Origin of the sequence: Streptomyces sp. NPDC058683, from assembly GCF_042716195.1 — a bacterium.
Taxonomy (GTDB): domain Bacteria; phylum Actinomycetota; class Actinomycetes; order Streptomycetales; family Streptomycetaceae; genus Streptomyces.
In genome coordinates this window covers 178,832-195,477 of sequence record NZ_JBHXSK010000003.1, presented here as the reverse complement: position 1 = coordinate 195,477, position 16,646 = coordinate 178,832, and the positions used below count along the sequence as shown (strand labels likewise).

Genomic DNA, 16,646 nt, shown 5'->3' with positions numbered 1-16,646 from the left:
CGCTGACCCGGCGTCGCCTCGACCCGTTCGGCAACGCCCGGAGCACCCAGCCGAGTTCTGGTTCCCGGCCGGGTGACAAGGGCGATTCGTCGGTGGTGCGTCGACGCCACGACCGGGCTGACACACCTCGGTGCGAGGGACTACGCCGGCGCACGTCGGTGTCGCGCCCGCCCCTCGCCACCACTGTCCCGTCGGGGTGGACCAGCTCCGAGCTGCTTTCGCGTGCCTGGGCGAGCGCGGTCATGGCGCGCTCCGTGAGGGTGACCGGTGGGTCGGCGCCCAGGAGCACTTCCCGTGCCGCGCGCGTCAGTTCGTACCAGGCGATCCGGCCGGAACCCGATCCTCCTCAGCGCGCCCTGCCGCCGCCGTCCACCGGTTCGACGAAGCATCGTCGCCGGGACGAGTCGATGTACGTCACCTGCCGGCTCTGCCCGGCGAGGAGCAGGCGGCGAGGTCCCGTCACCTCTTCGGCCGACAGCGCGGATCGGTTGTGCCGATCTCGGTACGGCCTGAGAACACCGTGCATTCCGGTTACTGCGGTGAACACCGCGGTGGGGTCCACGAAGTGCCGGCAGCCGCCGCGGCGTTCCGCTTCGGGGCCGATGAACAGCAGCCCTCCGACCCGATCCAGGAAGCCCTCCTCGGCCAGGTGACGCGCGACGGGTTCGGCCGCGGTTCCGAAGGGAATGAGTCCGCCCCACCGTTCTGTGCCGGGGTTCCGGCGCCACCACCGGTTCCACCCGGCCGCGCGACCACAGAAGCAGCAGGGGCTTTCCCGGTCGGTCGAGGATCTGCCGGGTGGCTACTTGTCCCAGATCTTGCGGTAGGCCTCGCGGTAGCCCTCGGAGTCCCAGGACGGCGTGCCGCCGCTGTTGGCCGCGGTGGTGATGTGGACGGGGGCGACGTACCCGCTGGACGGCTTGCCCGCGAAGGCGCGGTTGAATTCGTCGATGATCTGCCAGCCTTGTTCGGACAGCGGTTCGGGCACGGTGGCGGCCTGGAACTCCTTGCCGTTGATGCGCTGGAAGGCCGACGGGTCGCCGTCACCGGCACCGATGTTGAACGGGGCTCCCGCACCGTTCTTTCCGGCGGCACGCAGGGCGGAGCCCGCGTAGTCGAAGTACAGGTCGTTGATGGCGGCGGAGTAGGTCCACCTGTTGCCGAGGCGGGCGGCAAGGGAGGAGACCCTGCCGATGGTGCGGCTGTTGGCCTGGGAGATCGGGATGTTCTCGTAGCTCAGCAGCGTCACGCCGGAGCAGGTGGCGAGTTCCTTCTTGATCAGGTCGGACTTGTGCTTGGCGAACGGGATGGTGGCGTCGGTGAACAGCACGACGCCCGCACGGCCGTTGGACTGCGCGATGATCCAGTCGGCGCTGAGCCTCGCCACGTCCTCGACCCTTGTGGTGATGTTGCTGAACAGCTTCGGGTTCGCGCTGGGGCCCGGGGCGCCGACGGCGTGCCAGCCGATCAGCGGGATGCCGGCGGCGTCCGCCCGCGCCACCTGCTCGGCGGTGGCGGAGGGATCGAAGCCGCCGATGACTATGCCGTCGGGCTTGAGGGCGAGAGCCTGGTCGAAGGCGGTCTTGAGCCCTGCCGGCGTGCCCTGGCCGTTGATGGTGCGGACGTGCCAGCCGATGACGTCGGCGGCTTCCTGGACGCCCTTGGCGACGCCTTCGACGCCGGGATTGGCCAGCGTCTGGGCGATGTAGACGATGCTCCGGTCCGGGACGACCGTGGGCCCGCTGGTCGGCCCGGACCAAGGGGCGTCGACGTCCTCGGCCGCCTTGACGTCCTGCTTGGCCCGGGAGAGGGCGCTGGGGCAGCCAGGTCTGGACGAGGCACCGGAGGTCGCGCTGACGGATTCGGTGGTCGTGGAGTCGCTCTCGCAGCCGGCGACGAGCGTGGCGGTGGCCAGGAGGGCGGTCGCCGTCAGGGCCGCCTTGTAGGTGGGGTGCACGAGGTCTCCAACACGGGGCATGAGAGGGCAGGCGGGGCTGGGTGGGAAAAGGAGTTTCAGGGTCGGGCGACGGCTCCGGCGTGTCATCACCGTCCGAGGGCCCGCCGTGCCTCGGACGGCGAGGCCTGCGGCGACTACGGCGTGGCGGCGATTCCCGAGCGGTGGCTCGGGGTGGCAGGGGCGGCAGCGAGCTTGCTGCCGAGGATCATGCTCAACCGGTCGGTTCGCGTCAATTCCCCCGCCGGGCACCTTACATCGGCCGTCGGTCCCCGAGGTGACGCGTGCCACCGCAGCCGAGACGTCACGATCTGTTGGCTGAGAGTAAGAATTTCGTGATCAATTTTTGATGATCCTGAACCTGTGAAGTCGCTGAGGGTGCGGCTACGCTCACGCAGCCGGTTTCAGTCACTGGCGTGATCCATTCGTTCCTCTCAGCGGCGAACACCGTGGATGCGTCACGTCCGTTGCCGGCCACCGGCGGTCCGGTACGACGCGGCTGCCGCGGCTCAGCAACATGTCGAAGGAGGCCCGGGTGTCCGGGAACAGAGGGAACCCGCCGCTCGCCCCCGAACCACCGGGGACAGCCGGCCGGGGTCCGCGGTCGCGTCCGACAGCGGTGGGCTTCCTCGACCGGTGGCCCTTCCGCCGCAAGCTCAACGTCCTGGTGGTCGCACCCATCGCGGCGGTCGGCGTGCTTCTCGGAATCGCGGCCTACGGCCAGGCCCGGCAGGCCCAGGACGCGGGCCGGATCGCGGAACTGGTGCGCGACAGCGAACAGGTCGCGAAGCTCATCAACGACGTACAGGCCGAACACCAACAGGCGCTCGTGCTGTCCGTGCAGTACGACGAGGCCCGCCCCGGCGCCTCGCTGCCGCCGACCACCGAGTACCGCCAGGCGCAGCGGAACACCGATGCGCAGGTCGCCGCCGTGCGTACGGCGTTCGCCGGGGGCCTGCCGTCCGAGGAGGTGCAGGCGCTCGACTACATCCGCCGCCTCGGTGTCCTGCGCGACAGGCTCGAACGGGGCTACGTCTCCGTCGCCGACATCGACCCCGCCTACGCTTCCGCGGTCGACTACCTGATCGACGGCATCGGTCTGGAACGCTACTCCGGCACTTCGTCGTCCACGGTCACGGGACTTCTCGACACGGTGCTGCGCGCCGACGCCGCCCACGCGTCCTTCGAGAGCGCGGTGTTCTCCGCGCAGACCCGTGACGCCAACGCCCTCGACGAGTACAGCCGCGCGGTCGCCTCCCATGCCCTCTACGACCAGCAGTCGCGTCGGTTCCAGCGGATCGCCGCACCCGCCCAGGTGCTGACCATGGAAGGGATCGAGCGCAGCGCCGAGCAGAACGGAGTCGAGGCCCAGTTCGCGCAGCTGCAGATCGATCCCGGCGCCCTGCAGGGCAAGACGCCGGCGCAACTGCGCACCGAGATCGCCGACGGAGCGCGCCAGTCTGAGACCCGCCTCGGCATCACCCGGTCGCTGATCGAGCAGGCCGCGGCCGAGGCCGACGACGCCTCCGCGGGCGCCCTGCGAGGCTCGCTGTACCTGCTCGCTCTGGCGGTTCTCGGCTTCGTCGTCTGGCTGGCCTTCTGTGTCCTGGTCCGGCGCTCGGTCGTACGTCCCCTGGTGGCCCTGACCGGCGCCGCCCAGCAGGTGGTCGAGGTGGCGGGCGAGGAACTGGCCCGGGTAGCGGACGAGGAGTCCGACGACGTCACCCCGCTGCAGCCGCGGCCGATCCCCGTCCCGGTGCGCGACGAGATCGGCGGGCTGGCCGAGGTGTTCAACCAAGTGCAGGTGACCGCCGCACAGTTGCTGGAACGACAGGTATTGAGCCGCCGCAACGTGGCCGAGATGTTCGGCAACATCGGCCACAGAGTGAGCATCCTGACGACCCGCCAGCTGTTCCTGATCGATGCGATGGAACGCGAGGAGACCAACCTCGAACTCCTCGAACAGCTCTACCGCATCGACCACATCGCCGTACGCCTCCAGCGCAACGCCGACAGCCTGATGCTGCTCGCCGGCATCCGGGAGAGCGGCATCGAGTCCCGGCCGATCCCGCTGGCCAACGTCATCCGGGCATCGCTCGCCCAGATCGAGGGCTATGAGCGGGTGGCCCTGCGGTCCGAGACGGAGGTCGCCGTCGTGCCCGACATCATCGGTGACCTGACCCTGATGTTCGCCGAACTGCTGGAGAACGCGGTCGCGTTCTCCCCCTCCCACACGCCCGTCGAGGTGGTGGTCCGCCCCGGCGCCGACGTCACCGAGGACGGCGGGGCTCTGATCGAGATCATCGACCACGGGCTCGGCATGAACCCCGAACGTATCGCCGAGGAGAACGCCCGGCTGGTCCACCGGGAACGGCTCGATCTCGCACCGACCGAGGTGCTCGGTCTCTTCGTGGTCGGAAGCCTGGCCCGGCGCTGGGAGGTGCGGGTGACCCTGACCCGTACACCGGGCGGCGGCGTCACCGCCAGCGTGTGGGTCCCCGCCGCGCTCCTGTCGGACATGAGCCCCGTGGAGGACGTCCCGGAGCCCGTGACCGCGGGCCCGGTCGCGAACGTGACGCCGTTGCCGGCGAGGGCGGGGGAGGGGACCACCGGGCCGGTACCGTCGCCCCTGCCGGCCGCTGGCTCCACGGTCCCTCCGCAGCGGCCGGGGGCTTCGTCGCCGCGCGGTGAGCTGCCCCGGCGCGTCGCGCCCCCCGCCGACCCGGGGCCGACCACCGCGGAACGGGCCGTCGCGCGGACCGACGCGGAGCCGACCGTCGCCGCGGACGAACCGCCATCACCTCGTACCGCCCGGCCGCTGCGTCGGCGGGAGCGGGGAGCGACACTCGCCCGGGCCGCTTCCCCGGCCGACCGGACATCGTCGGCCGTACAGCAGCCCCTGGACGCCGAGGCCGTCCGTTCGGAACTCGACGCGTTCGAAGCCGCGGTACTCCAGGCGGAGCACGACTACGACCATGCTCCGACCGAGCCCGCACCATCTCAGCACCAGGAATCCCAGAAGGAGCCGGGCAGTGCCCACGTCGACAGCTGACATGAGTTCCGAGAAGCCGGAACCGACCGACCTGCACGCCGCCGCGGCCGATTTCAACTGGCTGCTGGAGCGGTTCGCCACCGACACGGCCGGCGTGGCCGACGTCATCGCGGTGTCGTCCGACGGCCTGCTGATCGCCGCCTCCCAGCTGCGCGACCAGGCCGACTCCGAACGGCTCGCCGCGATCGTGGCCGGTCTGACGAGTCTTGCCGCGGGCGCATCCGGAAACTACGGTCTCGGCCGCCTCAACAAGGTCATCCTCGACCTGGAGCACGGCCATGTGCTGGTGGCGGCCATCGGGGCCGGCGCCGTCCTCGGCATCGTGACCTCCGAGGCCGCGAAGCTCGGCAACATCGCCTACGCGATGACCCTCTTCGCCAAACGGGCCGGGGCCGCGCTCACTCCCCAACTGGTCCTGGAGCTGAAGAACAGTGTCGGCGCGGCGTCGGGCCACTGACCTTCCCCCGGGCCGGGGCACGGGTGCAGGCACATGGTGAAGGGATCGTGATGTCCGTCGTCGGACCACCGCACGAGGCAGCAGGGGACGCCGAGGGCTCGCCGGAGCCGCGACGGCGCGCCCCCGCGATCCGGCCGTTCCTCCTGACCACCGGCCGGGTGTCGGCGGGCGGCACCGGCCCGCCGATGCCGGTGGAGGCCCAGGTGGTGTCGACCTCGGCCGGGCTTCTGGCCCTTCACTCGCTCACTTTCGAACGCCAGGACATCGTCGCGGCCAGTCGGCGGCCGCTGTCGGTGGCGGAACTGGCCGCCGGGCTGCGCCTGCACATCAACGTGGTGCGCGTGCTGGTCGAGGACCTGCGTGCCGCCGGGCATCTCGCGGTCCATCGGCCGAACGCCGCGATCGCCCAGGATCTCTCCGTACTGCGAAGGGTTATCGATGGTCTCCGTGCCGTTCCCGACTCACGGGACACACTCCGCGACACCAGCTGAACAGCCTCCGACACCGGTCAAGCTGGTCATCGCCGGTGGCTTCGGAGTCGGCAAGACCACGACCGTGGCCTCGATATCCGAGATACAGCCGCTGACCACGGAGGCCGCGATCACCGAGGTCGCGGCCGGTGTGGACGACCTCACCCTCACCCCGGGCAAAACCACCACCACGGTCGCCATGGACTTCGGCCGCGTCACCATCGACCCGACACTGAAGCTGTACCTGTTCGGCACCCCGGGCCAGGACCGGTTCGGCTTCATGTGGGACGACCTGGTGGAGGGCGCCCTGGGCAGCTTGGTGATCGTGGACACGCGCAGACTCGACGACTGCTATGCGGCGGTGGACTACTTCGAGCACAGGGAAGTCCCCTTCGCGGTCGCCGTCAACGCCTTCGACGGGGAGGTCGAGCACGACCTCGATGAGGTGCGGTGGGCACTGGACATCGCCGAGCACGTACCACTGATCGTCTTCGACGCACGGAACACGGGCTCGGTCCGCGACGCGCTGCTGACCGTACTGGAAGTCGCCGTGTCCCGCGCGGAAGCCGCCGCGATGCCCTGATGGCGGAAGGCCGGTCGGCCGTGCCCGCATCCGCGACGAGGACAGGACCCGACGGGCCGAGGTCGCCGATGGCGCCGCTCAGTCCCTAGAAGGTGTCGCCGATCACGCTCGGGCGTCCGGCGGATGGCGACGAAGAGCCCTCGGCGACGGCGACGGTGTCGGGGACGGCCGGGACGGAGCGCGAGCTGCGGGTGGGCGGTCGTGTCGGAACCGGATACATCCGCTTGTCTCCCGCCCGGGCGGGAGCCCGCCGAAGAACTCCCGCCCTGGCCTGCCGTTGTGCTGCGGTGCTGCCCGGTCGGGCTCGGGGCGTCCAGGTGGGGGCCTGTCCGGTCCAGCCGGCGACGAGGACGATGTCGTCGAGATCACCGAAGGCGAACAGGGCGGCGGCGTCGCTGCCGAAGGTGAGCCGCCAGTCCCGGCGGGGCCGGCCGCACAGCGGGATCCAGGCGGCGGCGTTGCCACGCCTGGTGCCGGCGATGCCGTTGGTGACGGTTCGTCGATGCCGTCCTGGACGAAACCCGTTGCGTGCAGCGCGGGTTACGGAATCTGCTCTCGCGGGTCGGAGTCGGCCTGCTCATGGTTGACGCAGTCTCAGAAATGCTTGAGATGCCCGCAGTTGGTGTACACGAGCGCGGTCGGTACGGCGGTCGTGGCATGCTGCGGTGTCGAGGCCCGCACGGACAGTCGGCGCTCCGGTCGCACAGTCCCTGGGCGGGGTGGGGAAGGCGGTCGGATGGAGCGCTCTGCGGAGGAGGGCCTCCCACGGGAGCTGCCCAGCGTCAGCGCCCCGCGTTTCGTCGGCCGAGCGGCCGAACTGCGTCGGCTGACGGATGCCTTGGCCCAGCCGCCGGCCGCGGTTCTCGTCGAGGGCGAGGCCGGGATCGGCAAGAGCCGGCTCGTATCGGAGGCGCTGGAGGAGCCCGGTATCGCCGCCCGCCGACCGCTGGCCGCCATGTGCCCCCCGTTCCGGGAGGCCCACACCCTGGGCCCGGTCGTCGATGCCGCCCGCGATGCCCGGCCCGATGTGGCGGAGCTGGCCCTCACCCCCCTCGCCGGGGTGCTGCGGCCGCTGTTCCCCGAGTGGGGGCAGGACCTGCCGCCGGCCCCCGAGGTGCTGTCGGACGCAGGCGCTGCCCGGCACCGGCTCTTCCGCGCACTGGCCGAACTGCTGGACGTCATGGGCGTCGGCGTGCTGGTCCTGGAGGACGTCCACTGGGCCGACGAAGCCACCCTGGACTTCCTGCTGTTCCTCGCCTCCCGTCGTTCCCGCCGGATGAGCCTGGTGCTGACCTACCGTCCCGAGGACGTGGCGCCAAAGTCCGCGCTGATGCGGCTGACCTCCCGGCCGCCGGCCGGCACCGGGTACGTACGGATCCGTCTCGGCGCGCTGGACGTGGCGCAGACCGCCGAGTTGATGTCGTCGATGCTCGACGGGGAACACGTCTCCGAGACGTTCGCGTCGTTCCTCCAGGAACGGACCGACGGTGTGCCGCTGGCCGTCGAGGAGTCCGTCCGGCTGCTGCGCGACCGGGCCGATCTGGTCCGGCGCGACGGCGAGTGGGTGCGCAGGACGCTGGCCGACATCGCTGTGCCGCCCACCATCCGGGACGCGGTCGCCGAGCGTGCCTCGCGCCTCACCCCGGTCGCACAACGCGTGCTGCAGGCCGCCTCCGTGCTGGCCGAACCGGTCGGCCCGGCCGTCCTCGCGACGGTGAGCGGGCTCCCGAACAACGTTGTCGGCCGGGCCGTGGAAGCCGCCGTACGCAGTGGACTGCTCGGCGAGGACCGCGTCGGCCGGGTCAGCTTCCGGCACGCGCTGGCGGCCCGTGCGGTCTACGACATGACGCCCGCGCCCGACCGCCGAGCCCTGCACCGGGAAGCGGGCCGCTCACTGCGGGCCATGACACCACAGCCGGTGGCCCGGCTCGCCCACCACTACCGGGAGGCGGGGGACACCGGGCAGTGGCGTCAGTACGCCGAACGGACCGCGGACCTCGCGCTGGCCTCCGGGGACCATCGCACCGCCGTCGGACTGCTGCACGAGTTGCTCACCGAGAGCGATCCGCCCGCCGCCTCGGTGGCCCGGTGGGCACAGAAGATGCCGGTCCTGGCCTTCTCCGGGCTCGTCGGCCGCGGCGATCTGACCCGCGCTCTGCGCGGGGTGCTGGACACAGAGGCGCTCGCCCCGCACGACCGTGCGGCCGTCCGCATCCAACTGGGGAGGATGCTGCTGCACGCGGGCGAGTACGCGGCCGGTGCGGCGGAACTGGAGAGGGCACTGCCGGATCTGGCCGGCGAACCGTTCCAGGCCGCCTGGGCGATGAACACGCTCGGCAGCCCGCCGGGCACCCTGATGTCCGCCGGGGAGCACCGCCGTTGGCTGGACCGGGCGGCCGTCGCGGCCCGGCTGCCGATGACGGCGGACCAGCGGCTGGCTCTGGTGGTGGACCGGGCGACTTCCCTGCTGGACATGGGCGACGAGGCCGGCTGGGCGGTGGCCGCGGAACTGCCCGACACCGCGGCGACCCCGGAAGGAATGATGCAGCTGGCCCGCAGCGGACTCAACATCGGCAACGGGGCCATGCGCTGGGGCCGCTACGACGAGGCGAGACAGCTGCTGACGACCGCGCTGGCCAGGGCCGAAGAGCACCGGTACCAGCGGCTCCACGACATGATCCTGGTGACGCTGGTGCACCTGGACTGGTTCACCGGCGCCTGGGACGGCCTCGCCGAGCGAGCCGCCGCCCTGGCCGTGGTGGACGCGGAACCCGTGCTCCAGCTGGACGCCCTGCTGATCATGGCTCTGCTGGAGGGGGCGGTCGGCGGCAGCGGAGCGGATCCCGGAGCGGATCCCGGTCAGGCGGCGGTGACCGGGGGCGGGACGGGGACCGTCGAAGAGCGCCTGCGTCAGGTGCTCGACGCGGGGCTGCGGCGCGGCATCGCCGATCTGCCGCTGGAGCCCGCGGCCGCCCTGGCGCGGATCCGGCTCGCCGAGGGGTCGGCCGCCGAGGCGCTTGAGCTGACGGAAGGACCGGCCGACGTCGTGGCCCGCAAGAACATCTGGCTCTGGGCCACCGAGTTCGCACCGGTGCGGACCGGCGCGCTTCTCGCCGTCGAACGGCCGGACCAGGCCCGGCAGTTCGTCGCGGACCTGGCCGAAGGGCTCGACGGCAAGAACCTGCCGGCAGCGGACGCGGCCCTGGAGACGTGCCGCGGAGTCCTGGCAGAAGGAGAGGGCCGCAGCGTCGAGGCAGCCGCCGCGTTCGGCCGGGCCACCGCCGCCTGGAAGCGCCTGCCCCGACCGTATGAGGCGCTGCTCGCGGCCGAACGCCGGGCCGGCTGCCTGCTGGCAGCGGGGGACAGTGATACCGGACTGGCCGAACTCGCCCGCGTGCAGGCCGGATTCACGGCTCTGGGAGCCCGGACGGCCGCCGACCGGGTGCACTTCGCGCGCCGTGCGGCCGGGGCACCGGTACGACAGGTGTGGCGCGGTGGGCGGCGCGGCTACGGCGACCAGCTGTCCCCGCGTGAGCTGGAAGTGGTCCGGCTGATGCTCACCGGTCTGACCAACCCGGCCATCGCGCGAGCACTCTCCCGTTCCCCGAAGACCGTTGCCGCGCAACTGAACTCCGCGATGCGCAAATACGGAGTGACCTCGCGTACCGCACTGGCGGTCAGTCTGACACAGGCCGGAATCACCCCGTCGGAAGGCCACGCCACCGGCGCGGGCTCCGATCTTTAGGTCATCCGCCCCATCGCGAAGCCACCCGGCAACCATCGATACTCAGGGTGCGCAGGGTCCGCGAGCCCGTCTGTACCCGGGCATGACCGGAAGGGCGTGCATCGGTCGGATGAGCAGCACATCCCCCGAACCGAAGTCCGGCGCACCGAGCGCCCCTACGGACAGCGCCGACCGTCCCGCCGGTGCCGCCACCGGACCGCGGCACACCGCCGTGCCGCCCGCCGGAGAGCGACACCCCGAACCGACTCCCGCCGCACCGGGCGTACCTGCCGACGACATGACGGCAGACCCCGCCTGCGCGGACGACTTGTACAGCGGCTACGAACCTCTCTGATCCCGGCCCGATCGGTTCCTGAACGCGACGAAAAGGGTGTCCCCTTGCTGTCCTCCTTGCTGTCCACTTTGCTGTCCTCAAGACGTGCGCGCGTGCGCGCTCCCCTCTCCCTTCTCATAGCCGGCTGTCTCGGCGCCGGAGTTCTCGCCGCGATACAGCCGGTCACCGCCTCCGCGGCCACCACCGGTTCCTCGGCCACCGGTTCCTCGGCCTCCTCATCGGACGCCGGCTCCGCCAAGGCCTCTGACCTGCTCAACGCCGTGCCGCAGGACAACGTGCCGCAGAACTACGTCCCGGCCGACTGCAACAACCCGAGCCTCAAGGACGGCGTGGCCCAGTGCTTCGCCGACGTGCGCACCGGCTCCGACCACGTCATCAAGCCGCAATTGACCGCGCCTCCGTCCGCGGCGCTGGGCCCGGCCGACATCCAGGCCGCCTACAGCCTTCCCGCCTCAGGCGAGGGCAGGACGGTCGCGATCGTCGACGCGTACGGCAACTCCCACGCCGAGGCCGACCTCGCCGCGTACCGCGAGCACTACGGGCTGCCCGAGTGCACCACCGCCAACGGCTGCTTCCGCAAGGTCGATCAGAACGGCGGCACGGACTACCCCGCCGACGACGCGGGCTGGGCCTTGGAGACCGCGCTCGACCTCGACGCCGTCTCCGCCGCCTGCCCGGCGTGCGACATCCTTCTCGTACAGGGTGATTCGGCGAGCCTGGACGACCTGGGCACCGCGGTCGACACCGCCGTACGCCTGGGCGCCAAGTACGTCTCCAATTCCTACGGTCTGCCCAGCGAGAGCGCCTCCCAGACCGCGTACGACCACCACTACGACCATCCCGGTGTGGCCGTGGTCGCGTCCACCGGCGACACCGGCCATGTCCAGAACTGGCCCGCCACCAACCCGGACGTGGTGGCCGCCGGCGGCACCCGGCTGACCCGCACCGAGGACACCGAGCGCGGCTGGACGGAGTCCGCCTGGATCTCCGGCGGATCGGGCTGCTCGCTGTACGAGGCCCAGCCCGCCTATCAGAGGGGGCTCGCCACCGGCTGCGACACCCGGGCGACGGCTGACGTCTCCGCGGTCGCCGACCCCGCGACCGGCCTGGCCGTGTACGACACGGTGGGCAAGGACGGCTGGCTGCAGGTCGGCGGCACCAGCCTCTCCGCGCCGCTGATCACGGCGATGTACGCGCTGGCGGGCACCCCCGTCGAGGGCACCTACCCGGTGACCTACCCGTACATCAACGCCTCCGGGCTGACCGATGTCACCGAGGGGTCCAACGACGACTGCGGCACGGTGGTGTGCACCGCCGGCGCCGGCTGGGACGGCCCGACCGGTCTCGGCACCCCGGTCGGGGTGTCCGCGCTGGCCTTCGGCGTCCATGGCACGCTGTCCGGACGCGTCACCGACAGCGCGTCCGGCGCCCCGCTCGCCGGTGCGGCGCTGGACATCTCCGAAGAGGCGGCGGACGGCCGGGAGTACCACGTCACCACCGACGCCGAAGGCGCCTACGACCTCCCCGTCGCGGTGGGCACCTACCGGATCATCGCCACCGACTTCGGCTACCGGGAGAGCACCCGCTCCGCAGTGAGTGTCGCCGAGAACCGGAGCACCACCGCCGACCTGGCCCTGGTGAAAGTGCCGACCCGCACGGTGTCCGGCACGGTGAAGGACGGCAGCGGGCACGGCTGGCCCCTGTACTCGAAGATCACCATCGACGGTTATCCGAACGGCGCCGTCTACACCGACCCCTACACCGGCAAGTACCGCGTGGAGCTTCCGGAGAACGCCATCTACGACGTCCATGTGGCCCCGGTCTACCCCGGCTACCGGAGCACGGACCTGAGTGTCCCGGTGGGCACGGCCGATGTCCGTACCGACGTGGCCCCGGACGTGGACCTGACGGCCTGCGTCGCACCCGGCCACGCCTACCCGGCCGGGACCGGCTTCGAAGGCTGGACCGGCACCATTCCGGAGCACGGCTGGACGGTTGTCGATCACGGGACGAGCGGCGCCGCCTGGGACTTCGCCGACAGCTTTCTGGCCAACTACACGGGCGGAACCGGGAATTGGGCCGCCGCCGACCCCTACGGCCGGGGCGGTGCCCGCGAGGACACCGAACTCGTCTCGCCCGTCTTCAGCCTGGCAGGCCAGACCTCACCCGTTCTCGGCTTCGACGCCCTCTACGCCGCCGGCAAGGACTCGGTGGCCGACGTCGACCTCAGCCTCGACTCGGGCGCGACGTGGACCACGGTGTGGCACCGGGACACGGCCGAGTACCTGGGCCACGCCGAGGTTCCCCTGCCCCAGGCGGCGGGCGCGAAGCACGTGAAGGTGCGCTTTCACTACTCCGGCAGCGGCCTGTCGATCTGGCAGCTCGACACCGTCACCGTCGGCTCCTGCGCGGCCGTGAGCGGAGGCATCGTCGCCGGAAGGGTCGTCGACGGCAACACCGGCGACGCCGTCACGCCCGCCACGATCACCGACACCGCCGACCGCTACACGACGGCGACCACCGTGGCGACCCCCGACGACCTGGCGTCGGACGACGGCTACTACTGGCTGTTCAGCGCCCCCGCCGGACGGCACACGTACCGCACGGCCGCCGCCCGCTACACCACCTCGACCGGCACCCTCACCACGCGGCCGGACAAGGTCAACCGGTTCGACCGCACGCTCAAGGCGGGCCGCCTGGCAGTGAGTTCGGGCAGCCTGTCCGTCAGCGAGACGCTGGGCGGATCGGGCGGCAAGAAGGTCACCTTCACCAACAAGGGGCAGGCGCCGCTGCACGTCGACCTCGGTGAGCAGAGCACTGGTTACACCTCACCGGATGGCACCTCCACGTCCACGTCGGACTCCTCGGCAGGTGCCCCGACGCTGCGGGTCAAGGGCAACTACGCACCCGGACCGATGAGTTCCACCTCATCGGCCTCGAAGAGCACATCGAGTGACCCACCGGCCACGGCATCGGCATCGACGGGGCCCTGGACCGGCATCGCCGACTACCCCGAACCCGTCATGGACAACGCGGTGGGCACCTACCGGGGCAAGGTCTACTCCGTCGCCGGAGTCTCCGGACTCTTCGGCGGGGAGTATCTCGACCGCGGCTATGTGCACGACCCGTCCACCGATGCCTGGACACCCATCGCCGACCTCCCCGAGGCCCTGGAGTCACCCGGCGGGGCGTTCGTCGACGGGACCATGTACGTCGCCGGCGGCTGGACCGCGGGCGGTGCCCGCGCCACGCTCTACGCGTACCACCCCACCACCGACACCTGGACCGGCCTGGCCGATCTGCCCCAGGCGGTCGGCATGCCGAACGTGACCGTCCTCGACGGCAGCCTCTACGTCATCGGAGGCTGCACCGGAACCGGCTGCGGAGACACGGTCGGCACCGTCTACCGCTACACCCCGGCGACCGACACCTGGACCCGCCGCGCCGACTACCCGTCCACCATGGAACGCGGGGCCTGCACCGGCATCAGCGGTGAACTGGTCTGCGCCGGTGGCATCACGACCACCGGCGGACATGTCGACATCCCCACCAAGAAGGAGACCTACCGCTACAGCCCCTCCGCCGACACCTGGACCCGTGCGGCCGACATGCCCGACGCGCGCTGGGGCGCCACAGCCAGCGGGAACGACGGCAGGCTCCAAGTCGTCGGCGGCATCGTCGGTACGGCCGCCGTCAACACCGTCGTCGAATACGACCCGGTGTCCAACACCTGGTCCAGCCTGCCCAACTCGGGCTCTGCCGTCTTCCGAGCCGGCGGCGGCTGCGGGATCTACCGCGTCGGCGGCATGACCACGGCCCTGGACACCGCTTTCTCGGCCGAGGTCCTGCCCGGACACGACCAGTGCGACGGCGACGATGTCACCTGGCTGTCGGCGGACAAGACCTCGTTCGATCTCGCCCCCGGCCGGTCCACCACGGTCACCGTCCGCGCGAACGCCTCCGCCGTGGCCACGGCCGGCACCTACACCGCGCGGCTCACCTACAGCACCGACGCCCCCTACGCCGGAGCATCGGTCAAGGTCAGCCTCAAGGTCACGATCCCGCGGACCTGGGGCCACCTCTCCGGAACGATCACCGACCAGCACACAGGAGCACCGCTCGCCGGAGCCACTGTCCTGATCTGCCCGGTGGCGCACGCCGGAACGACCGGCTGCCACCACCTCGCGCACACCGTACGCACCGACTCCGACGGCCGCTACGACCTCTGGCTGGACGCCCGCCCGAGCCCGCTGCGGATCACGGCCTCGGCCACCGGGCACCGCCCGGCATCCAAGGAGGTGACCCTGCTGCCGGGCCGCGCCACGACGGCCGACCTGTCGCTGACCGCCACCTGACCCCACCGCCACTCCCTCACGTCGCGCCCATCCAGACGCTCTGTCCGGGTGGGCGCGGGGGCTCCGGTGATCGCGCGCCAGCGGGCCTGGGCGGACTCGACGAGTTCGAACACCGTCGCCAGGGCCGCGGTGGGGCTGCCGGCGCCGCGGGTGACCTTGGTGCGGAGCTCGACGGTGGAGAAGGTCGACTCGATGAGGTTGCTGGTCCGCAGGTGGATCCAGTGCGCGACCGGGAAGTCGTAGAACGCCGGCACCTCCTCCTCCCGGTCGTCATCATGACTTTCGTGGTCCGAGCCTCCTACGGAGACCGCTCGCATCCAGCCTGGAGCCGAGAGCCCCTGAGCTGATCGGCCTCGCCGAGGAGCTGATGTACTCCGACCCGGCGCCCGCGCGGCCACTGCCCGCATCCGCTGAGCTCCTGTACCAACGGCGACAGCTGCCGTGCATCGCCCACCAGTTCACTCAGATCAACAAGACACGTCCGCCGCGTTCACCAGAACAACTCGGTGGTTGTACTGGATGGTGTAGAGCTTCTCGGAACCGGTGACATGGGTGTCGCCCGAGACGAAGAAGTCGTCCGTGCTGACCGGCGGCTGGGTCGCGACATAGGCCTGACCGGCCGGGAAGCTGTAAACGGTGTATGCCTTCCTGGTCGACGGGGACAGGCCGGACGGGTACTCGGACGCTTTCGGGTAGCCGTTGCCGTAGAGGGGGACGGTGTTCGTCCCGGACCTGACGATGGTCACGTCCTTCACCGGCGTGGTGTTACCGCCGTCGGGGTTGTGGAACCACACCTTCGCACCGCTGAACCAGATAGCCGTCCAGTCGCCGCTGGTGTCGGCGACGACGAACTGCTGTCCTGCCTGAACGGTACTGCCCCAGTCGGCGATCTTGTCCGTGCCGGCGTTCGCGCCGGTATGCAGGGCGGGGTCCGCGAAAAAGGGGTGCCGAGTCACTCGGAGCGGTGCGCACCGGGAGGAAGTTGGCCGCCTCGGTGCGGTCTGTGCATGCGGGAGTGGACCCGCTGGGGTCGTCGGCAGGGCAGACCTGCACGGTCTGCTTGTTGCCGGCGAAGCGCGGTGTGATGGTCACCGCCGACCCCACGGACGGAGTGGTCCAACCGCCGCTGTCCTGCCCGGAGTCCGGTGCGCCGACCATCTTCATGAAGGCCGACCAGTCCCAGTACGGGCCCGGGTCCCAGTGCATACCCGCCACATAACCGTCCGCAGGGCCGGGCACGTTGTCGTGACCGATGACGTGTTCGCGGTCCAGCGGGATGTCGAACTCACCGGCCAGGTACTTCACCAGGTCAGCGGTCGCCTGGTACGTCAGTCTGCGCGAGGCAGTCCCGCACATCCTGGCCTTCGCGACCGGCCTTCACGGAGATGCCGCAGCCTGAGTTCGCCCGCCGGTATCGCATGGCATGGTGGCAGGCGGCCGGGAACCGCATCACGGAAGCGGCCGGCTCACCCGTGCGAGCTGCCTGTCTGACGGTTGGCCAGGACGGGGAGAATCGAGAGGTCTCCCGCGGCACCGTCGCCCGGTACGCGCCGCACGGCCACCACCCCGCCGACGCCCACAGCGCCGCGAGCGGGCCCCGTGGTACACCGCCAAGGCCGAGTCGGCCGTGTCCGACATGGTTGCCAAGCCCCGCCGGGTGATCATCGCCGACCGATTTGTGCCCGTCGGCCCAGGC

General features: G+C 71.1%; 9 protein-coding genes and 1 pseudogene. 7 read left to right on the top strand and 3 right to left on the bottom strand.

Annotated elements, in window-relative coordinates; genetic code table 11:
* Window positions 1–802: 802 nt before the first annotated feature.
* Window positions 803–1,957, bottom strand: a complete 1,155-nt coding sequence (locus ACFWXC_RS04675; RefSeq protein WP_384473010.1) for a substrate-binding domain-containing protein — start codon at window positions 1,955–1,957, stop codon at window positions 803–805.
* Window positions 1,958–2,489: 532 nt separating this feature from the next.
* On the opposite strand from ACFWXC_RS04675, the gene ACFWXC_RS04670 reads away from it, so the two are divergent.
* The 7 genes from ACFWXC_RS04670 (at window position 2,490) to ACFWXC_RS04640 (ending at window position 14,950) form a co-directional block, all read left to right on the top strand.
* Window positions 2,490–5,006: an ATP-binding protein gene (locus ACFWXC_RS04670; RefSeq protein ID WP_384473007.1), complete on the top strand. Its 2,517-nt coding sequence runs from the start codon at window positions 2,490–2,492 to the stop codon at window positions 5,004–5,006.
* Window positions 4,987–5,463, top strand: a complete 477-nt coding sequence (locus ACFWXC_RS04665; RefSeq protein ID WP_384473004.1) for a roadblock/LC7 domain-containing protein — start codon at window positions 4,987–4,989, stop codon at window positions 5,461–5,463. The genes ACFWXC_RS04670 and ACFWXC_RS04665 overlap by 20 nt, the downstream gene beginning before the upstream one ends.
* Before the next feature lie 50 nt (window positions 5,464–5,513).
* A complete protein-coding gene (locus tag ACFWXC_RS04660; RefSeq protein ID WP_384473001.1) occupies window positions 5,514–5,954 on the top strand; it encodes a DUF742 domain-containing protein in 441 nt (146 codons plus the stop codon).
* Window positions 5,902–6,516: an ATP/GTP-binding protein gene (locus ACFWXC_RS04655; protein WP_384472998.1), complete on the top strand. Its 615-nt coding sequence runs from the start codon at window positions 5,902–5,904 to the stop codon at window positions 6,514–6,516. The genes ACFWXC_RS04660 and ACFWXC_RS04655 overlap by 53 nt, the downstream gene beginning before the upstream one ends.
* Before the next feature lie 736 nt (window positions 6,517–7,252).
* Window positions 7,253–10,261, top strand: coding sequence for a helix-turn-helix transcriptional regulator (locus ACFWXC_RS04650; RefSeq protein WP_384472995.1), 3,009 nt, complete (start codon window positions 7,253–7,255; stop codon window positions 10,259–10,261).
* 109 nt (window positions 10,262–10,370) lie between these two features.
* Window positions 10,371–10,595, top strand: a complete 225-nt coding sequence (locus ACFWXC_RS04645) for a hypothetical protein (RefSeq protein WP_384472993.1) — start codon at window positions 10,371–10,373, stop codon at window positions 10,593–10,595.
* A 92-nt stretch (window positions 10,596–10,687) separates the two neighbouring features.
* Window positions 10,688–14,950 carry a carboxypeptidase regulatory-like domain-containing protein gene (locus ACFWXC_RS04640; RefSeq protein WP_384472990.1) on the top strand — a complete coding sequence of 1,421 codons (4,263 nt, stop codon included), beginning with the start codon at window positions 10,688–10,690 and terminating at the stop codon, window positions 14,948–14,950.
* Window positions 14,951–15,018: 68 nt separating this feature from the next.
* Here ACFWXC_RS04640 and ACFWXC_RS04635 read toward each other — a convergent pair.
* Window positions 15,019–15,195, bottom strand: a pseudogene (locus ACFWXC_RS04635) (IS256 family transposase); the annotation flags it as partial.
* Between the two features lie 222 nt (window positions 15,196–15,417).
* Entirely contained in the window at window positions 15,418–15,906 is a 489-nt protein-coding gene (locus ACFWXC_RS04630) for a hypothetical protein (protein ID WP_384472987.1), read from the bottom strand.
* Window positions 15,907–16,646: the final 740 nt, after the last annotated feature.